The organism is Pseudomonas cremoricolorata DSM 17059 = NBRC 16634, from assembly GCF_000425745.1.
Lineage (GTDB): Bacteria > Pseudomonadota > Gammaproteobacteria > Pseudomonadales > Pseudomonadaceae > Aquipseudomonas > Aquipseudomonas cremoricolorata.
In genome coordinates this window covers 180,939-199,212 of sequence record NZ_AUEA01000006.1, presented here as the reverse complement: position 1 = coordinate 199,212, position 18,274 = coordinate 180,939, and the positions used below count along the sequence as shown (strand labels likewise).

Here is an 18,274-nt window from a genome sequence, read left to right as displayed (position 1 = left end):
GGGGAGACCTCGGTGGCGGCAAAAGCGCCACCTTGGTCATTTCCTGCCAACGCGGGTGCTACATACTGCCGGGCGGCAAGGCCAGCGGCGCCGGGGTGATGTCGCGTTGCCGCGGGCTGCCATCGAAGCCCTCCGGCACCTTGCCGCGCAATTGCCAGGCGAAGGCGATGATCTCGGCGATGGTCAGGTACAACGCTTCGGGAATCTGCTCGCCCAGCTCCAGACGCGCCAGCAGGCGCACCAGCTCGGCGTTTTCGTAGATGGGAATTTCGTGCTGACGGGCCAGGGCGAGGATGGCTTCGGCCAGTTCGTCGTCGCCTTTGGCGCTCAGAGTCGGGGCTTGCTCGCCGTCGTAACTGAGGGCGATGGCCTGGCGCGGTGTGCTGTTCATGCGGTTTCGTCTACCCAGCGTTGTTCGAGGCGTGTTCGTGGCCCCAGGGGAGGAGTGCCCGGATGACAGGCCAGCTCGCCGACCTGCAGGCCGCGGTCGAGCAAGCGCTGGCGCAGGGCGCCGAGCTGGCTGTCGAGCAGTTGCGCGGTGGCCGGACGCTCGGCCCACAGCTGCCCGGACAACTGGCCTTGGCTCAATTGCGCCAGCACCTGTAAAGGGCCCAGGGGATTGAGGTCGAAGGCCAGTTCGATGCGCCATAACGGTTCGGGGGTTTCCCGCGCAGCGGCGGAGCGCTCGTTTTGCGGGTCGGGCTCGCTCGCTTCCTCGCGTTGCAGCTTGACCTGCACCGGGACGAATTCCTGGCCGTTGCGTAGCGCGAGTTCCGACTGCCAGGTGGTCTGCAGGTTGCCGTTCTGATCGATACCACTCTGTTGCAAGCTGCCCAGCTGATGGCTTTGCAGGCGGGCGATGGCGGCGGCCGCCAGGCGCAGCAACTGTTGCAGGTCACCTTCCCCGGCCAGCCCTTGCAATAGTTTTGACGGTAGCGGGAAGCCACCGGGCTGGTTGCGTGGCGCAGCGTTGCCGAGCATGCCCAGCGCGGCGCGGGCCAGGCCCGGCAAGGCAGGCAGGGTAGGGGCGAGGGCGCTGGCCGCCGGATTGAACGGGGCGTTGCCGGTGGCCAGGCTGGTATGCCCGACCAACTGCAGCAGCTGCGCTTTGAGGTCGGTGGTGATCGGCTGACCGGCCACCAGGCGCGCCTCGAAGAAGCCGCCGCTGTTGCTCAGCGCCTGGGCCACGGCCTTGGCATCGCCCAGTTGGCGGATATCCGGCAGCGCGCCCAGCAGACGCTCGGCGGCGCTGCGCAACTCACTGCCGGTGGTGTCGCTCGGCAGACGCAGCAGCGCATCGAGCACACCGCTGAGACTGGCTTGTCGGCCTTGCTGGCTGAGCAGTTGCTGGGTCACCGCCAGTTGTTCCTGGCGGCCACTGAGCGGCACGAAGCGCAGCGACTGATCGCCTTCGACGCGGGCGCTCAGCAGACTGCCCAGGGCCAGCGGGCGCGGGCTGTCGATACTCAGCGTGGCGCCGGCCTGGGCAGTGTTGAGCAAGCTCACCAGCGAGCGGTACATGGCCACCTGGCCGGCCGCCTGGGGCAGGGCCTGGGTAGTCAGCACCTTGCCTTGCAGCAGCGTGCCTTCGGGGGCGTCGCGGCTGTCCAGGCGGGTCAGCACGGCCAGTTTGTCGCTGCCCAGTGACTGGCTGAGCAAGGCCAGCTGGCTGCTGTAGGGTTGGCTCACGGTGACCTGGCTGCCAGGTGGCAACGGCTGGCTGGCGGTGGCCTGGACGTTGGCCTGGCTGCCATTGGCCAAGGTCAGGCGCAGCAGCATCTGGAAGTCCTGCCCGGCCTGGCGCACGCTCAGCACATCGGCCTGCGCGGTGGTACCAGGTGGCAACAGCTCGCCCTGGGTCTGGGTCAGACGCAGGACATCGGCGTTGGCCGCTGGCCTGGCAGCAGTGCCGCCGGGAGCGGACACAGGCGCGAGACTATTGATTTCGGTCATGATTGTATACAACCTGTTGAGCCAAGCCCTCTTGGCCTCGGCGCCGTACATGTATAATGCCGGCCGTTATTCGCCCCGCCCGACGTCTGTCGCTGCCAGTGTAACGGCAGCCAGTGCGACGACTTGAGCCGGCATCGACGGGCAGCTACCAAGGCCCGCCGATGCCCATGCGCGATGTGACACACCTTGTACAGCATAAGGCGAAACCGTGACCTTTCATCTCCAGGCCCTTGGCCTTGCCTGCGAACGCGACTGGCGCCTGCTGTTCGAGGGCCTCGATCTCGACCTGCGCCCAGGCGACATGCTGCAAGTCAGCGGCCCCAATGGCAGCGGCAAGACCAGCCTGTTGCGCCTGCTCGCCGGCCTGATGCAACCCACTGCCGGGCAACTGCTGCTCGACGGCGAGCCGCTGGCCGAGCGTCGCCAGGCCCTGGCCGGGCTGCTGCTGTGGATCGGCCACAGCGCCGGCATCAAGGACTTGCTCAGCGCCGAGGAAAACCTCGCCTGGCTGTGCGCGCTGCATCGCCCGGTCAGCGCCGCTGCCATCGAGCAGGCGCTGGCCGCCATTGGCCTGCGCGGTTTCGAAGACGTCCCTTGCCACACCCTCTCGGCCGGCCAGCAGCGCCGCGTGGCCTTGGCCCGGCTGTACCTCGACAGCCCACCGCTGTGGGTTCTCGACGAGCCGTTCACGGCCCTGGACAAACAGGGCGTGGCGCAGCTCGAAGCGCACCTTGCCGCGCATTGCCAGAAAGGTGGCGCGGTGGTGTTGACTACCCACCACAGCCTCGCGCTGCGCCCGTCGGGCTACCGCGAACTGAACCTGGGGCAGTGGGCCGCATGAGTGTCTTCAGCCTGTTGCTGCGCCGCGAAGCGCGTCTGCTGTGCCGGCGTCCCGCCGAGTTGCTCAACCCGCTGGTGTTCTTCGCCATCGTGGTGGCGATGTTTCCCCTGGCGGTCGGCCCGCAAACCCAGCTGTTGCAAACCCTTTCGCCGGGTCTGGTATGGGTGGCCGCGTTGTTGGCCGTGTTGCTGTCGCTCGATGGCCTGTTTCGCAGCGATTTCGAGGACGGCTCACTGGAACAGTGGCTGCTTTCGGCACAGCCACTGCCGTTGCTGGTGCTGGCCAAGGTGCTGGCGCACTGGATCTTTTCCGGGCTGGCGCTGGTATTGTTGGCGCCGCTGCTGGGCCTGATGCTCGGCTTGCCCGCTCGCTGCCTGCCGGTGCTGCTGCTCTCACTGCTGCTGGGTACGCCGGTGCTGAGCCTGCTGGGTGCGGTCGGCGCCGCGCTGACGGTGGGGCTCAAGCGCGGCGGGCTGCTGCTGGCGCTGCTGATTTTGCCGCTATATATACCTGTATTGATCCTGGGCAGTGGTGCGTTGCAGGCATCGTTGCAAGCTATGCCGGCCACCGGACACTTGCTCTGGCTCGCTAGCCTCGCGGCCCTGTGCGTGACCCTGGCACCCTTTGCGATTGCCGCCGGGCTGAAGATCAGCGTCGGTGAATAACGAGTACCGGGCCTGCGAGCCCGGCATAAGCCTGGATACACCGTGATGAAGACACGCTGGACATGGTTCCACAAACTCGGCTCGCCGAAATGGTTCTACGCCATCAGCGGCCGCCTGCTGCCGGTGCTGTCCGTGGCCGCCGGCCTGTTGCTGCTGGTCGGCATGGTCTGGGGCCTGGCCTTCGCCCCGCAGGATTACCAGCAGGGCAACAGCTTCCGCATCATCTACATCCACGTGCCGGCCGCCATGCTGGCGCAGTCGTGCTACGTGATGCTGGCCGTGGCCGGGGTGGTGGGGCTGGTGTGGAAGATGAAACTGGCCGACGTCGCGCTGCAATGCGCAGCGCCCATCGGTGCCTGGATGACCGCCCTGGCGCTGGTCACCGGCGCGGTGTGGGGCAAACCCACCTGGGGCAGCTGGTGGGTCTGGGATGCGCGACTTACGTCGATGCTGATTCTGCTGTTTCTGTACTTCGGCATCATTGCCCTGGGCCAGGCGATCAGCAATCGTGACAGCTCGGCCAAGGCCTGTGCGGTGCTGGCGATCGTCGGTGTGGTGAACATTCCGATCATCAAGTATTCGGTGGAGTGGTGGAACACCCTGCACCAGGGCGCAACCTTCACCCTCACCGAAAAGCCCGCCATGCCGGCGGAAATGTGGTTGCCGCTGTTGCTGACCGCGCTGGGCTTCTATTGCTTCTTCGGCGCGGTGTTGCTGGCGCGCATGCGCCTGGAAGTGTTGCGGCGCGAGGCGCGCGCCAGTTGGGTCAAGGACGAGGTACTGAAAAACCTGGGTCGAGAGGCACTGCGATGAACTTCGCGTCCTTCAGCGAATTTTTCGCCATGGGCCAGCATGGCCTGTACGTATGGTCGGCCTATGGCGTCTGCCTGCTGGTACTGGCCGTGAACGTCGCAGCGCCCGTGCTGGCCCGGCGTCGTTACCTGCAAGAAGAGGCGCGTCGTCTGCGCCGGGAGAGCAAGTCGTGAATCCGCAGCGCAAGAAACGCCTGTTCATCATCCTCGGTCTGCTGGCTGGGTTCGGCCTGGCCGTGGGCCTGGCCTTGAGCGCCCTGCAGCAGAACATCAACCTGTTCTACACGCCCACGCAGATCGCCAATGGCGAGGCGCCGCAGGATACCCGCATTCGCGCCGGCGGCATGGTCGAGCAGGGCTCGCTGCAGCGCTCGGGTGATTCGCTCGACGTGCGCTTCGTGGTCACCGATTTCAACAAGTCGGTGCCGATCACCTACCGCGGTATTCTCCCTGACCTGTTCCGCGAGGGGCAGGGCATCGTCGCCCTGGGCAAGCTCAATGCCGAAGGGGTGGTGGTGGCCGACGAGGTGCTGGCCAAGCACGACGAGAAGTACATGCCACCTGAGGTGACCAAGGCCCTCAAGGAAAACGGCCAGGCCGCCGCTGCGCAGGCTCGCCCATGAACGCCGCGCTGCTGGTACCTGAACTCGGTCAGTTGGCGATGATTCTGGCGATCTGTTTCGCCCTGGTGCAGGCCAGTGTGCCGCTGGTGGGCGCCTGGCGCGGCGACAGCCTGTGGATGAGCCTGGCGCGCCCGGCAGCCTGGGGGCAGTTCGCTTTCCTGGCGTTCGCTTTCGCCTGCCTGAGCCACGCCTTCATGACCGACAACTTCTCGGTGGCGTATGTCGCCAGCAACTCCAACAGCGCCTTGCCCTGGTACTACAAGTTCAGCGCGGTGTGGGGCGCCCACGAGGGCTCGCTGCTGCTCTGGGCGCTGATTCTCGGCGGCTGGACCTTCGCCGTGTCGGTGTGCTCGCGGCAGTTGCCGCAGGTGATGCTGGCGCGGGTGCTGGCGGTCATGGGCATGATCAGCGTGGGCTTTCTGAGCTTTCTGATCGCCACCTCCAACCCGTTCCAGCGTCTCTTGCCGCAGGTGCCGACCGATGGCCGTGACCTCAATCCGCTGTTGCAGGACATTGGCCTGATCGTTCACCCGCCGATGCTGTACATGGGCTATGTCGGCTTCTCGGTGGCCTTCGCCTTCGCCATCGCCGCGCTGCTGGGCGGCCGCCTGGACGCGGCCTGGGCGCGCTGGTCGCGGCCGTGGACCCTGGTGGCCTGGGCGTTCCTCGGCGTCGGCATAACCTTGGGTTCGTGGTGGGCCTACTATGAGCTGGGCTGGGGCGGCTGGTGGTTCTGGGACCCGGTGGAAAACGCCTCGTTCATGCCATGGCTGGTGGGCACTGCGCTGATCCATTCGCTGGCGGTGACCGAAAAGCGCGGGGTGTTCAAGAGCTGGACCGTGCTGCTGGCGATCGCTGCGTTTTCCTTGAGCCTGCTCGGTACGTTCCTGGTGCGCTCGGGGGTGTTGACCTCGGTGCATGCATTCGCCGCCGACCCTTCGCGCGGTGTGTTCATCCTGATTTTCCTGCTGTTCGTGGTCGGCGGCTCGCTGACCCTGTTCGCCCTGCGCGCGCCGGTGGTCAAGAGCCAGGTGGGCTTTGCCCTGTGGTCGCGGGAAACCCTGCTGCTGGCCAACAACCTGGTGCTGGTGGTGGCCGCGTCGATGATTCTGCTCGGCACCCTCTACCCACTGGTGCTCGATGCGCTGACCGGAGCCAAGCTTTCGGTCGGCCCACCGTACTTCGATGCGCTGTTCCTGCCGCTGATGGCCTTGTTGATGCTGGTGCTGGGCGTCGGCGTGCTGGTGCGCTGGAAAGACACGCCCGGGCAATGGCTGGTGAGCATGATCACCCCGGTGCTGATCGCCACTGCTCTGGCCGCTCCCGTGGCCGGCTGGCTGGTGGATGACTTCGACTGGCCGGTACTGAGCACCTTCGCCCTGGGCGCGTGGGTGGTGTTCGGTGGCCTGCGCGATCTGCTCGACAAGACCCGCCACAAAGGCCTGGTCAAAGGCGTGACCAGTCTTGGGCGCAGCTACTGGGGCATGCAGGTGGCGCACCTGGGGTTGGTGGTGTGTGCCCTGGGCGTGGTGCTGTCGAGCAACAACAGCGCCGAGCGCGACCTGCGCATGGCCCCCGGTGACACCGTCGAGTTGGCCGGCTATCAGTTCCTTTTCGAAGGGGCGCAGCATTTCGAAGGCCCCAACTTCATTTCCGACAAGGGCACGCTGCGGGTTTCCCGCGGGAGGAGCGAGGTGGCCGTGCTGCACCCGGAAAAACGCCTGTACACCGTGCAGCAGTCGATGATGACCGAGGCCGGCATCGATGCAGGCTTTACCCGCGACCTCTACGTCGCCCTTGGCGAGCCACTCGAGAATGGCGCCTGGGCGGTGCGCGTGCATGTCAAACCCTATGTCCGCTGGATCTGGCTGGGCGGTCTGTTGACCGGCCTGGGCGGGGTGCTGGCGGCGCTCGACCGGCGCTACCGCGTCAAGATCAAGACCCGGGTGCGCGAAGCCCTGGGCATGGCCGGAGCTGCTGCATGAAACGTTGGATGATGGTGCTGCCGCTGGCGGTGTTCCTGCTGCTGGCAGTGTTCTTGTACAAGGGCCTGTTCCTCAAGCCCGACGAGTTGCCCTCAGCGATGATCGGCAAGCCGTTCCCGAGCTTTTCCCTGCAATCGGTGCAGGGCGAGCGCACCCTGACCGAGCGCGACCTGCTCGGCAAGCCAGCCCTGGTCAACGTCTGGGGCACCTGGTGCCCTTCGTGCAAGGTCGAGCACCCGTACCTGAACCAGCTTGCCGAGCAGGGCGTGGTGATTCACGGCATCAACTACAAGGACGACAACCCCGCGGCCCTGAAGTGGCTGGCCGAATTCCATAACCCCTACCAGCTGAACATCGATGATGCCCAGGGCACCCTGGGTCTGGACTTGGGCGTGTACGGCGCGCCCGAGACGTTCCTGGTCGATGCCAAGGGCGTCATTCGCTACAAGCATGTTGGCGTGGTCGACGCCACGGTCTGGCGTGAGCAGCTGGCCCCGCGCTACCAGAGCCTGCTCGACGAGGCGCGGCCATGAGGGCCTGGTTCACCGCACTGGTGCTCGGAATCACCCTGGCAGGCGCCGCCCACGCGGCCATCGACACCTATCAGTTCCGTGACCAGGCCGAGCGCGAGCGCTACCAGCGACTGACCAAGGAACTGCGCTGCCCCAAGTGCCAGAACCAGGACATAGCCGACTCCAACGCGCCGATCGCCGCCGATTTGCGCCGGGAAATCTTCCGCATGCTCGGCGAGGGCAAGGACAACCAGCAGATCGTCGACTTCATGGTCGACCGCTACGGCGACTTCGTCCGCTACAAGCCCGCCCTCACATCTCGCACCTGGCTGCTGTGGTTCGGCCCCGGCCTGCTGCTGGCGGGCGGGCTGGTGGTAATGGCGGTGATCGTGCGCCGTCGACGTGGCGCGACCTCGGGCGCTGCTGAGCACCTTTCACCGGCCGAGCGCGAGCGTCTGGCCCATCTGCTGAAAAAAGATCATCCCCATGACTGAATTCTGGCTTGGCGCCGGCCTGCTGCTGCTCGTAGCGTTCGGCGTGTTGTCGTTGCCCATCCTGCGCGGTCGTCGCCAGCAGCAGGAACAGGACCGTACCGCGCTCAACGTGGCGCTGTATCAAGAGCGTGTGGCCGAGCTCAGCGCCCAGGCCGAACGCGGCGTGCTCGACTCGGCGCAGCTCGAACAGGGCCGTACCGAAGCCGCTCGCGAGCTGCTGGCCGATACCGAGCAGGCCGGGCCTGCGCGTCAGCGGGTGCTGGGCATCACTATTCCTCTGTTGCTGGCGGTGGCGATGCCGTTGCTGGCCTTGGGGCTGTACTGGCATTTCGGTGCGGCTGAACAGGTCAAGCTGACCCAGGAGTTCGCTAGGCCGCCGGCCTCGCTGGCGGAAATGACCACTCGCCTGGAGCGCGCCGTCGACGCCCAGCCCGATTCCGCCGAAAGCCTGTATTTCCTTGGCCGTGCCTACATGGCCGATCAGCGTCCGGGTGACGCCGCCAGGGCCTTCGAGCGCGCAGTGGCGCTTGCCGGGCGTCAGCCGGAACTGCTCGGGCAGTGGGCGCAGGCGCAGTATTTTGCCAACGACAAACGCTGGAGCCCGCAACTGCAGGCACTGGCCGACGAAGCGCTGAAGGCCGACCCCAATGAAGTGACCAGCCTGGGCTTGCTGGGCATTGCCGCTTTCGAGGGCGAACGCTTCAACGATGCGATCGGCTACTGGCAGCGGTTGCTGGCTCAACTGCCTGCCGGCGACAGCTCACGCGCGGCATTGCAAGGCGGCATAGACCGCGCCGCTGAAAAGCTGCGCGCAGCTGGCGGGCAACCGACTGCGGCGGTGCGGCTCAAGGTGCGTGTCGAACTGGCGCCGGCGCTGCAAGGCAAGGTCAGGCCTGACGACAGCGTGTTCATCTTCGCCCGCGCCAGCAGTGGTCCTGGCATGCCGCTGGCGGCCAAGCGAGTGACCGTGGCGCAACTGCCCATCGAGGTCGAGCTGAGCGATGCCGATGCGATGATGGCGCAGATGAAACTGTCCGATGCCGGGCAAGTCGAACTGGTAGCCCGCATTTCCCGTAGCGGGCAGCCAACCCAGGGTGAGTGGATCGGGCAGAGCGCGCCGCTGGCGACCTCGACCCAGGCTGCTCAGCACCTGATCATCGATCGCCCCGATTCGAGAGAGACCGCGCCATGAACAGCTTCGCCCGCCTGACCGTGATCGCCCTGGCTCTGGGGCTGGGAGCCTGTACCGGCCATCGCCCGGTGGAGCAGCCAGCACCGCCCATCGAAACCGCGCCGCCGCCCAAAGGGCCAGTGGTCACGCCTCTGCCAGGGCCAAAACCCGGTGCTCCCAAAGCCGATCAACCGACAGCGGCACCCAAGCCGATGCCGCGTACCTCGGCCAGCTTCGCACCGCCACCGGGCGGCGCCAGCCATTGGGACCCGAAGATGGGCGTTTACGTGCTCGATAAACAGCCCAATACCTTCTACCGGCAGCGCACCTACTACCGCTGGAACAACGGCTGGAGCTGGTCGGTGAACCCCGAGGGGCCATGGCAGGAAACCGACAGCAGTGGTGTGCCGGGTGGGCTTGGCAGGGCGTTCGCGCAGTAAGGGGAGCGAACGGATGCCTTGCATCTGTCTGCCGGTCGATGCCAGGCCAAATCGCTGCAGCGCCTGATCGCCATTAGATCCATTCGCCAAGGGCCGCTGGGCGGCCCAAGGCTCAGGTCAAGCGCATTTCAAGGCAGTTGTGCGGTGCTGCCGGCCAGCTTCGGTTGCCGGTAAACGTCCAGCAGCACCTGGTCGAGGATCGACGCCGCGCCCCATGGCTTGGGATCGTTGAGAATCGCCGAGACCGCCCAGGTGTTGCCGTTGCTGTCGCGGGTGAAGCCGGCGATGGCGCGCACGGTGTTCAGGGTGCCGGTCTTGATGTGGCCTTCGCCGCGCAGAGCGGTGCCTTTGAGACGTTTGCGCATGGTGCCGTCCATGCCCACCAGCGGCATCGAGCTGATGAACTCGGCGGCGTATGGGCTCTTCCAGGCGGCCTGCAGCAGCATGGCCATTTCCCGCGTACTGACCCGCTCGGCACGTGACAACCCCGAGCCGTTCTCCATCACCAGGTGCGGCGAGGTGATGCCTTTCTTGGCCATCCACTGACGAATCACCCGCTGAGCGGCACGGGCATCATCGCCATCGGCATCGGTACGGAAACGCGCGCCGATGCTCAGGAACAACTGCTGAGCCATGGTGTTGTTGCTGTACTTGTTGATGTCGCGGATGACTTCCACCAGGTCAGGCGAGAAGGCGCGGGCCAACAGTCGGGCATCTTTCGGCACGTTCTCGACCCGGTCGCGGCCCTGCAGGATGCCGCCCAGTTCGCTCCAGATGGCGCGTACAGCGCCTGCTGCGTAGGTGGGATGGTCGAGCAGCGAGAGGTAGGTTTGAGAGTTGCAGCCATCGCCCAACTGGCCGCTGACCACCACGCTCATGCCATCGGCCTGCTGCACCGGGTTGTAGCGCACATCGCCGCTGCATTGCTTGGAGGCGACGGCCTTGACCTGGTTGTCGATGCGGATGCTGGCGATGGGCGGTTCCACCGAGACGGAAACCTTGCCGCCGTCGTTGCGCGCCACGAAGCGCAGTGCCTTGAGGTTGACCAGCAACGCATCGGGTTTGACCAGGAACGGCTTGTTCTCGTCACCGCCATCATCGTTGAAGGCTGGCAGGTTCGGCTGAACGAAATGGCTGCGGTCCAGCACCAGGTCGCCGGTGATGGTGCGCACGCCATTGGCGCGCAGATCACGCATCAGCAGCCAGAGCTTTTCCATGTTCAGCTTCGGGTCGCCACCACCTTTGAGGTAGAGGTTGCCGTTGAGCACGCCGTTGCTCAGTGGGCCGTCGGTATAGAACTCGGTTTTCCACTGGTAGGTCGGGCCGAGCAGCTCGAGTGCGGCGTAGGTGGTCACCAGCTTCATGGTCGAGGCAGGGTTGACCGAGACATCGGCGTTGTACACCGTGGCCGCGCCCGGACCGTCGAGCGGCAGCATCACCAGCGACAACGCCGATTCCTGCAGTTTGTTGGTCTTGAGTGCCTGTTGCACTTTGGGCGAGAGGGTGGTGTTGACCGGTGCAGCGTGGCTGGACAACGCCAGCGGCAACAGCAGGCCGGCGAGCAGCAGGGGACGGAGGGATGTGATCATGAGTCGGAAAAACCTGCGCACGAAAGTAATGGGCAGAGGGGCTGTATGAGATGGTGGCCCCGTGAAAACAGCGTTGGCATTATGCCCCAAGCGTAGGCCACATGCGCCAGCTTTGAGACAAAAGCGCCGCCGCCCCGCGGAAACTGCTAAAGTGCCGCGCGTAATTACTCAAGAGGATTGTTTCATGGCTACCAACCGTTCCCGTCGACTGCGCAAGAAACTGTGCGTGGATGAATTCCAGGAGTTGGGTTTCGAGCTGAACCTGGCTTTCAAGGAAGACCTGTCTGACGACGCCATCGACGCTTTCCTCGGCGCTTTCCTGGCTGAAGCCATGGATGCCAATGGCCTGGACTACGTCGGCGGTGATGACTTCGGTCTGGTCTGCCTGGCCGAGCGTGGCTCGGTCAGCGAAGAGCAGCGCGCTGCAGTAGAAGCATGGCTCAAGGGCCGTAGCGAACTGACCAGCGTCGAAGTCAGCCCACTGCTGGACGCCTGGTATCCGGAAAAGCCGATCAACTCGGCTTCCTGATCCACGCACAACGGCCACCTTCGGGTGGCCGTTTCAGTTCTGGCCTGTGCTGATCTGCAGTTCGCGGCTCAGGGCCTTCTCGACCCGGCGCATGTGACGCGCCAGGCACTGGCGGTTGCGTCGCAGGTGCTGCACCTGGCGCTGTTGCTGCAGCAGTTCGCACGCCTGCATCAGCGGCTTGGCGTCCAGCATGCGCGCCGCACCGAGAATCTTGTGCGCTTGATCAGCGAGGGCGCCGGGCGCATCCTGCGGGTCGATTTGCATCAGCACCTGCAAGTCGTGCTGAAGGCTCGACAGCAAGGTTTCCAGTAGCCGCCTGCGGTCTGCCTGGCTGTCGCCGACCACCGATCTCAAACCGTTCAAGTCGAAGGGATGCGAGCGCCCGCGGTGGCGCTGACCGGTAGCACGGATGCCGCTCAGGCGCTGATTGAGCGCCGACAATGAAATCGGTTTGAGCAGGCAGTCGTCCATGCCGGCATCGATGCATTGCTGGCGCACCTCGGGTTGCGCGTTGGCGGTGTAGCCCAGAATCGTGCAGCGTCGATGGCCATGCAGCTGTTCTTCCGCGCGCAGGATTCGCGCCAGTTGATAACCGCTCATGTGCGGCATGTTGCAGTCGAGGATGAGCACGTCGAAGTCACCCGCGCGCCAGGTGTTCAAGCCTTCCCGCCCATCGCTGGCGCTTTCGTGGCTCAGCCCGAGCTGGTCGAGTTGCTGGGTCATCAGCATCAGGTTGGCCGGATGATCGTCGATCACCAGTACATGCAGGTGCGGATCGAGTGGCGGCGTCTTTTCTTCGCAGATCGCCGGCGGCGCCGACGGCTCGGCACGTTGCAGGCTCATTTGCATGCGCACACGGGTGCCGACGCCCTGCAGGCTTTCCAGGGACAGGCTGCCGCCCATCATCTCGCACAGGTTCTGGCTGATCACCAGCCCCAGACCTGTGCCGTTGCGAGCTTCCTGACTGTTGGGGTTGGCTTGCACGAACGGACTGAACAGGCGCTGCAGCTGCTCTTCGTCTATGCCGATGCCGGTGTCGTGTACCTCGAGGTCGAGCATCAGCGAACCTGCCGTGGCGGTCTCGCGCAGCGCCACGCAGATACGCACCTGTCCTTGTTCGGTGAATTTGATGGCATTGCTGACTAGGTTGGAGATCACCTGCTTGAAGCGCAGAGGGTCGACCCGAACATGGCTGCGCATGCCGGGCGCGATCGCCACCTGCAGCGCCAGGCCCTTCTGCCGCGCCAAACCGTCGAACACGCGGCCCACCGACTCGACCAACTCGATGGGGTCGACCACCTCCGGGTTGAGCGAGAGGTGCCCGGACTCTATTCGCACGATGTCGAGAATATCGCCGATCAGACCTAGCAGATCCTTGGCGGACTGGTGCGCCACCTCGATGGCGGGGCGATCGAGCTCGCCCTGATCGGCCCGGCGCAGGGCCAGTTCCAGCATGCCGATCACCGCGTTCATCGGCGTGCGGATTTCATGACTGATGGTCGCCAGGAAGGTGCTCTTGGCGCGGTTGGCGTCGTCTGCCTGTTGCTTGGCCAGACGCAGGTCCTGTACCAGTTCGCGTCGGTCACTGATGTCGATCCAGCCGCCGATGATGCCCTGCACTTCGCCGAGCGAGTCGCGGTACGGCAGTATCCAGTGGTAGAGGGTCTTTTCCTCGTCGTTGAAGCGCATCGGTCGGTCGAGAATCAGCGGTGTTCCCTGCTCCATGACGGTCTGGTAGTCCGATTGCATCTGCCGCGTGTAGGCGCAGTTGGTCAGTGCGCTTTCTTCCAGACGCATGCCCAGCACGTCCTCGGCGTCGGCGTTGACCGCCTCAAGGTAGCTTTCGTTGCAGCTTTGCAGTCGTCCCTCGCGGTCGCGCACGTACATCGGGTGCGGGGTGCCGTTGAGCAGTGCGCGCATGAACTCGAGCTGATCGCTCAGGGCCCGCTCGGCAAGACGCCGCTGGCCGATCTGCCGACGCAGGCGCGCGTTCCACATCAGGGCCAGCACCAGCATGGCTGCGGTGATCAGCACCACTTGCAGGATGATGCGTCGATACAGCGGCCACTGCGCGTCGTCGAACAGGCTGTAGCTGCGCCAGCGGCTGTGGATCACCCCCAGCTCCTCGGGGGTGATGCTCAACAGCGCCTTGTCGAGAATCGAGGCCAGTTCCGTCGCGCCTGGGGCTGTGGCCATGGCGAAGCTGGCCGGTTCGCTGCCCACGGTCATGCGAATGACCAGATTGTCTCGCGTGGTCAGGGCATGGTTGGCGTCGATCAGGGTGATCACCGTGGCATCCACCGCGCCACTGGCCAGCAGGCCGATCGAATATAACGAGCTCTGGGTTGGCACCAGCGCGATCTGCGGGTGGCTCACGCTCAGCTTGCGCTCGATGCTGCCGTGGGCGGCGACGGCAACACGTTTGCCGGCCAGTTGATCGAGGGTCGTGGGTTGCCCGGCATCGGCACGAGTCACCAGCACGTATGAGGTTTCCAGGTAGGGGCGGGTGATGCCCAGGCCTTTGCCGATGCCTTCGTTGGCGGCGAAGGTGGCGATGATGTCGCTGCGACCATGCACGAGTCCGGCGATCATGTCGTTGATATCGCCGCCACGCTGCACCTGAAAACGCAGGCCGGTGCGCAGGCGAATCAGCTCAAGCAGGTCGGCAGCGATGCCGCGCAGGTGTCCATTGCTGTCGAGAAACGATAGCGGGGCCGCGTTCTCGTTGACCACCACGCGCATCACCGGATTGTTGCGCAACCAGCGCGCTTCGCGCTGCGACAACTGCAGCTTGCGGTCGGTCAGCAGATTGTCGCTGCCAGCGCTCCAGCGCCGCGAGATTTCCGTGCGGGCAGTGCTGGGCAGGGCGTCGAGAATGGTATTGACCAGTTCGAGCAGCAGGGTCTCGTTCTGGCGCATGGCGAAGCTGAAGCCGACCATTTCGTGTTTGCCGAAGCTGGCCATGCGCAGGTGCGGCAGATGCCCCTGGTTGATCTGGTAATGGGTGGAAATGGTGTCGCCAATGAACACGTCGGCCTGGTCGAAGGCCACGGCGTTGATCGCCTGGGTGGTCGATTCGTAGGTCTGCAACTGTGCATTGGGGTACGCGGCGCTGATTTCGGCGCTGGGTAGGTAGTGATAGAGCATGCTCAGGCGCATGCCCTCAAGACCCATGTCCAGGGCACGGGTCTCGTCTTCGCGGGTCACCAGCACCGGTTGATCGACCGCGTAGGGCCGCGACAGCACCAGCCCGGCTTTCGCCGCTTCAAAGCCATTGGCACTGCCCAGCAGGTCGATCTGTCCGCGTTTGAGTGCCTCGATCGCCGCCTTGCGGTCGGGCAGACGGAGGATTTCCACTGGAAGCCCCAGAGCCGTGCTGATCAGCCCGACGTAGTCGGCAGTCAGGCCCTGATATTCGCGACCGCCGATGGTGATATCGAACGGCGGATTGTCTGGGGCGGTGGTGCCGACCACCAGGCGCTTGCGACCGCTGATCCACTGGCGTTGCCGCGGTGTCAGTGGAATGTCGATGGCCTGGGCGCTGGCGCGGCTGAGCAACAGGTAGGTATGCGCATCGAGGGGACGTGTATGGGCCTGGCTGGCGAACGAGCAGAGGATCAGGGCCAGCAGCAGACCTGCAAACAGGTTCATGGCAGCGCCTCAGACCAGCGCATTGCGCTTGGCGATGTCGATCAGCTCGACCAGCGTCTCGACCTGAAGCTTCTGCATCAGGCGCTTCTTGTAGGTGCTGACGGTCTTGTTGCTGAGAAACATGCCGCGGGCGATGTCTTTGTTACTTCGCCCTTGCGCGAAAAGTTGCAGGACCATCAATTCGCGATCATTGATCAGGCGAAACAACTCAAGGTCGCGGTTGTCTTCCTGCAAGCTGGTATTGATGGCCTGGCTGGGGAAATAGTTATAGCCGGAAAGCACCGCTTTTATCGCACTGAGTAGTTCGCCAAGATCCTCCTGTTTGCACACATAACCCGACGCGCCGGACTGCATGCAGCGCACCGCGAACAAGGCAGGCGACTGCGCGGTGAGCACGAGCACCTTCATCGGCAGGCCCAGGGTTTGCAGGCGCGACAGCACTTCAAGGCCGTCGAGCTTGGGAATGCTGATGTCGAGGATCACCAGGTCTGGCTTGCTCTCGCGAACCATCTGCATGGCGTCGACGCCATTATCTGATTCGCCAACGATCTTGTAGTGTTGATTCTCCAATAACATACGAACGGCCAGGCGAATGACCGGATGATCGTCCACGATGAATATTGAGTGCATATCGGCTTTCCATGCGGGAGAGGGTAGGCAGCCGGCACCTTAACGTAGTTGGAGGAGGTCGCACATGGTGGTTGGGGCAATCAGGCGGATATAGGAAATGGCTTACAGTAAAACAGAAGTCCGGCTACGAAATGTTCTTGAGCGTGTATGTGTCAACCCCAAGTTGGTGTCCAGTTATGTGGATTCTCCGGTAACTGTTTATTGTCTGCGGCTGCCATGTAGGAATAGTCCCAATGCGTCACACGCCGCCTGGGCGCGTGACGCGGGCAGGTCATACCGGGCTGGAACGTCCGGTCATCTCGCAGGCCATCTCACTGGCGTAGCTGTCGGTCATGCCAGCGATGAAGTCGATCATGCGCAGAAACGCACTGTGCAGTGAGCCGTTGGGGTCAGGCGCATGGTTGCCCAGCAGGTCGAGTACGCGCCGGCTCTTGAACGACGGCGTGCGTCCGCCTTGCTGCTCGAGCGCAGCCAGGCAGAAGGCATTGAGGAGAATTTCCAGCGTGGTGTAGGCGCCTATCTCATGCAGTGTCTTGCGTTTGTCCTGGAAGATCTTCTTGCGCGCCATGTCCTTGGCCTGAAGCACACAGCGCTGTGCCGGACCGTGCATGTGTTCCACCAGGTCGCCAGCCAATTCACCGCGCAACAGGGCTGGCTGCTGTTCGACGAAGGCCTCGGCCGCGGCGTTGGTCAGGTGTTCGATGGCTTTGCCGCGCAGGATCGCGAGCTTGCGTCGGCGAGAGTCGCCCGGACCGAGCAGGCGGTAGGTTTCCGGTAGATCATCACCCACCAGATCGAGCAGCAATGCCTCGACCTCGGTGTAGTGCAGCAGGTCCATTTCCAGACCGTCTTCCAGGTCGATCAAGGCATAGCAGATGTCGTCTGCGGCCTCCATCAGGTAGACCAGGGGGTGGCGTGCCCAGCGCTGCGCCTCCAGTTGCGGCAGGCCGAGCTTGTCGGCGATGGTCTGCAGCAAGGGCAGTTCGCTCTGGTAGCAACCGAACTTGTGCTTCTTGTAACCCAGAGCGTCGGCGTGCCGTGCGCTCCAGGGGTACTTGAGGTAGGTGCCGAGGGTGGCGTACGTCAGGCGCATGCCGCCATCGAACTGGTGGTATTCGAGCTGGGTCAGCACCCGCAACCCTTGCGCATTGCCCTCGAAGTTGAGGAAGTCGGCGCGCTGCGCATCGCTCATGTCATCCAGCCAGCCGCGCCCTGCAGCCTGCTGGAACCAGTAGCGAATGGCGTCCTCGCCGGAGTGCCCGAAGGGTGGGTTGCCGATATCGTGGGCCAGGCAGGCGGACTGCACGATCATGCCCAGGTCACTGGGCTCGCACCAGTCCGGCAACTGATCACGCAGGGTCTGGCCAACGCCCATGCCCAGCGAACGCCCCACGCAGCTGACCTCCAGCGAGTGGGTCAGGCGGGTGTGGATATGATCGTTGCTGTACACCGGATGCACCTGGGTCTTGCGCCCCAGTCGGCGAAACGCACCGGAAAAGATGATTCGGTCGTGATCCTTGTGAAATGGGCTGCGGCCCATTTCCTGCGGGCTGGAATGGGCTTTGCCCAGACGCTCGCGATTCAGCAGGCTATGCCAGTCCAAGGCTGCATCTCCATCAGGTCGAGCGTCGAGCTTGCGCGGGCAGCGGGGTCCCGCGCAAGCGGCTGATGCCTAGCGTCGACGGCTTTCGATCAGCGCGCGAACCAGCGGCACCAGGCTGCTGCTCAAGCCCAGCAAGCGGCCCACGCCGCCGCCACGCACGCCTTTGCCGGTCACGAAGCCCAGCGCCACCACGGCTGCCAGGTTCCAGAACGACAGGCGACGGCCATCCAGGCCGTGTTGCACCGAGCTGCCCATGTTGCGCAGGCGGCGGATCGGGTCGAGCAGTTGCGCCGTCTCAAGGCGCACTTCCTGGCGGTGCATTTCCATGCGCAGACGCAGCAGCGCCTTGCGCATTTCCTTGGGGTCTCGGCTGGTCGGCATTTGCGGCAGGCTCATGGCAACAGGCGCTCCCGGTCCTTGGCCAGCTCTTCGAGCGTGGCACTGAAAGGTGATGATTCATCGAACACGGCCGATTTCAGGCGCAGTCCGCAGAACACTGCGGCCAGGGCGTAGAACACGCACAGGCCGATGATGCCGGCGAGGCGATAGCTGTCCCACACCAGCACCAGCAGCAGTCCCGAGAGTGCCGACAGCAGCAGCAGGCCAAAGACCAGGGCAAAGCCTGCGAACAGCAGCAGGCGCAAGGTGCGGCCTTTCTGCTCCTGCAACTCGATGCCGAACAGTTCGACGTGACTATGCAGCAATCCAAGCACCGCAGCGCCCAGGCGTTTGCCGGTCGCTGCAGTGCCGATGGCGTCCTTATCCATTACCTGATC

The 18,274-nt window shown here is 64.5% G+C and carries 19 protein-coding genes; 11 read left to right on the top strand and 8 right to left on the bottom strand.

Going from position 1 to position 18,274, the window contains the following annotated elements; genetic code table 11:
- Positions 1 to 58: 58 nt before the first annotated feature.
- Entirely contained in the window at positions 59 to 391 is a 333-nt protein-coding gene (locus H618_RS0107610; protein ID WP_028694508.1) for an EscU/YscU/HrcU family type III secretion system export apparatus switch protein, read from the bottom strand.
- Complete coding sequence (fliK, locus tag H618_RS0107605; protein WP_028694507.1) at positions 388 to 1,953, bottom strand: flagellar hook-length control protein FliK; 1,566 nt, start codon at positions 1,951 to 1,953, stop codon at positions 388 to 390. Before fliK ends, H618_RS0107610 begins: the two co-directional genes overlap by 4 nt.
- 208 nt (positions 1,954 to 2,161) lie before the next feature.
- Between fliK and ccmA the strand changes: the two genes are divergently transcribed.
- Genes ccmA through H618_RS0107555 form a run of 10 tightly spaced genes read left to right on the top strand, consistent with a single transcriptional unit; the run spans position 2,162 to position 9,496 of the window.
- On the top strand, positions 2,162 to 2,794 hold the full coding sequence (gene ccmA, locus H618_RS0107600) for a cytochrome c biogenesis heme-transporting ATPase CcmA (protein ID WP_028694506.1): 633 nt from the start codon (positions 2,162 to 2,164) through the stop codon (positions 2,792 to 2,794).
- Complete coding sequence (gene ccmB, locus H618_RS0107595; protein ID WP_028694505.1) at positions 2,791 to 3,459, top strand: heme exporter protein CcmB; 669 nt, start codon at positions 2,791 to 2,793, stop codon at positions 3,457 to 3,459. The genes ccmA and ccmB overlap by 4 nt, the downstream gene beginning before the upstream one ends.
- A gap of 45 nt (positions 3,460 to 3,504) precedes the next feature.
- The gene (locus H618_RS0107590; protein WP_028694504.1) at positions 3,505 to 4,272 is read left to right on the top strand and encodes a heme ABC transporter permease; all 768 of its coding nucleotides are present in this window, start codon (positions 3,505 to 3,507) and stop codon (positions 4,270 to 4,272) included.
- Positions 4,269 to 4,445: a heme exporter protein CcmD gene (gene ccmD / locus H618_RS0107585; protein WP_028694503.1), complete on the top strand. Its 177-nt coding sequence runs from the start codon at positions 4,269 to 4,271 to the stop codon at positions 4,443 to 4,445. Before H618_RS0107590 ends, ccmD begins: the two co-directional genes overlap by 4 nt.
- Positions 4,442 to 4,894 (top strand): cytochrome c maturation protein CcmE, encoded by a 453-nt coding sequence (gene ccmE / locus H618_RS0107580; protein WP_028694502.1) that lies wholly within the window; start codon positions 4,442 to 4,444, stop codon positions 4,892 to 4,894. Before ccmD ends, ccmE begins: the two co-directional genes overlap by 4 nt.
- An 11-nt stretch (positions 4,895 to 4,905) precedes the next feature.
- Positions 4,906 to 6,879: a heme lyase CcmF/NrfE family subunit gene (locus H618_RS0107575; RefSeq protein ID WP_211232356.1), complete on the top strand. Its 1,974-nt coding sequence runs from the start codon at positions 4,906 to 4,908 to the stop codon at positions 6,877 to 6,879.
- A complete protein-coding gene (locus tag H618_RS0107570) occupies positions 6,876 to 7,412 on the top strand; it encodes a DsbE family thiol:disulfide interchange protein (protein ID WP_028694500.1) in 537 nt (178 codons plus the stop codon). The genes H618_RS0107575 and H618_RS0107570 overlap by 4 nt, the downstream gene beginning before the upstream one ends.
- Positions 7,409 to 7,885, top strand: coding sequence for a cytochrome c-type biogenesis protein (locus H618_RS0107565; protein ID WP_028694499.1), 477 nt, complete (start codon positions 7,409 to 7,411; stop codon positions 7,883 to 7,885). Before H618_RS0107570 ends, H618_RS0107565 begins: the two co-directional genes overlap by 4 nt.
- Positions 7,878 to 9,077: a c-type cytochrome biogenesis protein CcmI gene (gene ccmI / locus H618_RS0107560; protein WP_028694498.1), complete on the top strand. Its 1,200-nt coding sequence runs from the start codon at positions 7,878 to 7,880 to the stop codon at positions 9,075 to 9,077. Before H618_RS0107565 ends, ccmI begins: the two co-directional genes overlap by 8 nt.
- The gene (locus H618_RS0107555; RefSeq protein ID WP_028694497.1) at positions 9,074 to 9,496 is read left to right on the top strand and encodes a hypothetical protein; all 423 of its coding nucleotides are present in this window, start codon (positions 9,074 to 9,076) and stop codon (positions 9,494 to 9,496) included. Before ccmI ends, H618_RS0107555 begins: the two co-directional genes overlap by 4 nt.
- Before the next feature lie 128 nt (positions 9,497 to 9,624).
- On the opposite strand, the gene dacB is transcribed toward H618_RS0107555, so the two are convergent.
- Positions 9,625 to 11,085 (bottom strand): D-alanyl-D-alanine carboxypeptidase/D-alanyl-D-alanine endopeptidase, encoded by a 1,461-nt coding sequence (dacB, locus tag H618_RS0107550; protein WP_028694496.1) that lies wholly within the window; start codon positions 11,083 to 11,085, stop codon positions 9,625 to 9,627.
- 184 nt (positions 11,086 to 11,269) lie between these two features.
- Here dacB and H618_RS0107545 point away from each other — a divergent pair, with 184 nt between their 5' ends.
- Entirely contained in the window at positions 11,270 to 11,614 is a 345-nt protein-coding gene (locus tag H618_RS0107545; RefSeq protein WP_028694495.1) for a YggL family protein, read from the top strand.
- 33 nt (positions 11,615 to 11,647) lie between these two features.
- Here H618_RS0107545 and H618_RS0107540 read toward each other — a convergent pair whose 3' ends face one another.
- The 5 genes from H618_RS0107540 to H618_RS0107520 all read right to left on the bottom strand — a co-directional run bounded on the left by H618_RS0107540 (position 11,648) and on the right by H618_RS0107520 (position 18,265).
- Complete coding sequence (locus tag H618_RS0107540; protein WP_028694494.1) at positions 11,648 to 15,265, bottom strand: transporter substrate-binding domain-containing protein; 3,618 nt, start codon at positions 15,263 to 15,265, stop codon at positions 11,648 to 11,650.
- 9 nt (positions 15,266 to 15,274) lie between these two features.
- Complete coding sequence (locus tag H618_RS0107535; RefSeq protein WP_028694493.1) at positions 15,275 to 15,895, bottom strand: response regulator transcription factor; 621 nt, start codon at positions 15,893 to 15,895, stop codon at positions 15,275 to 15,277.
- 271 nt (positions 15,896 to 16,166) lie between these two features.
- Positions 16,167 to 17,498, bottom strand: a complete 1,332-nt coding sequence (locus H618_RS0107530) for a deoxyguanosinetriphosphate triphosphohydrolase (RefSeq protein ID WP_028694492.1) — start codon at positions 17,496 to 17,498, stop codon at positions 16,167 to 16,169.
- A gap of 69 nt (positions 17,499 to 17,567) precedes the next feature.
- The gene (locus H618_RS0107525; RefSeq protein ID WP_028694491.1) at positions 17,568 to 17,894 is read right to left on the bottom strand and encodes a hypothetical protein; all 327 of its coding nucleotides are present in this window, start codon (positions 17,892 to 17,894) and stop codon (positions 17,568 to 17,570) included.
- Complete coding sequence (locus H618_RS0107520) at positions 17,891 to 18,265, bottom strand: phage holin family protein (RefSeq protein WP_028694490.1); 375 nt, start codon at positions 18,263 to 18,265, stop codon at positions 17,891 to 17,893. Before H618_RS0107520 ends, H618_RS0107525 begins: the two co-directional genes overlap by 4 nt.
- Positions 18,266 to 18,274: the final 9 nt, after the last annotated feature.

What these genes read in the sequence shown, in the direction of transcription:
- H618_RS0107565 (WP_028694499.1), top strand. Translation starts at nt 7,409, where the DNA reads ATGAGGGCCTGGTTCACCGCACTGGTGCTCGGAATCACCCTGGCAGGC.
- ccmI (WP_028694498.1), top strand. Translation starts at nt 7,878, where the DNA reads ATGACTGAATTCTGGCTTGGCGCCGGCCTGCTGCTGCTCGTAGCGTTC.
- H618_RS0107535 (WP_028694493.1), bottom strand. Translation starts at nt 15,895, where the DNA reads ATGCACTCAATATTCATCGTGGACGATCATCCGGTCATTCGCCTGGCC.
- H618_RS0107525 (WP_028694491.1), bottom strand. Translation starts at nt 17,894, where the DNA reads ATGAGCCTGCCGCAAATGCCGACCAGCCGAGACCCCAAGGAAATGCGC.
- H618_RS0107520 (WP_028694490.1), bottom strand. Translation starts at nt 18,265, where the DNA reads ATGGATAAGGACGCCATCGGCACTGCAGCGACCGGCAAACGCCTGGGC.
- ccmB (WP_028694505.1), top strand. Translation starts at nt 2,791, where the DNA reads ATGAGTGTCTTCAGCCTGTTGCTGCGCCGCGAAGCGCGTCTGCTGTGC.
- H618_RS0107555 (WP_028694497.1), top strand. Translation starts at nt 9,074, where the DNA reads ATGAACAGCTTCGCCCGCCTGACCGTGATCGCCCTGGCTCTGGGGCTG.
- H618_RS0107610 (WP_028694508.1), bottom strand. Translation starts at nt 391, where the DNA reads ATGAACAGCACACCGCGCCAGGCCATCGCCCTCAGTTACGACGGCGAG.
- H618_RS0107540 (WP_028694494.1), bottom strand. Translation starts at nt 15,265, where the DNA reads ATGAACCTGTTTGCAGGTCTGCTGCTGGCCCTGATCCTCTGCTCGTTC.
- H618_RS0107590 (WP_028694504.1), top strand. Translation starts at nt 3,505, where the DNA reads ATGAAGACACGCTGGACATGGTTCCACAAACTCGGCTCGCCGAAATGG.
- dacB (WP_028694496.1), bottom strand. Translation starts at nt 11,085, where the DNA reads ATGATCACATCCCTCCGTCCCCTGCTGCTCGCCGGCCTGCTGTTGCCG.
- H618_RS0107545 (WP_028694495.1), top strand. Translation starts at nt 11,270, where the DNA reads ATGGCTACCAACCGTTCCCGTCGACTGCGCAAGAAACTGTGCGTGGAT.
- ccmD (WP_028694503.1), top strand. Translation starts at nt 4,269, where the DNA reads ATGAACTTCGCGTCCTTCAGCGAATTTTTCGCCATGGGCCAGCATGGC.
- fliK (WP_028694507.1), bottom strand. Translation starts at nt 1,953, where the DNA reads ATGACCGAAATCAATAGTCTCGCGCCTGTGTCCGCTCCCGGCGGCACT.
- H618_RS0107570 (WP_028694500.1), top strand. Translation starts at nt 6,876, where the DNA reads ATGAAACGTTGGATGATGGTGCTGCCGCTGGCGGTGTTCCTGCTGCTG.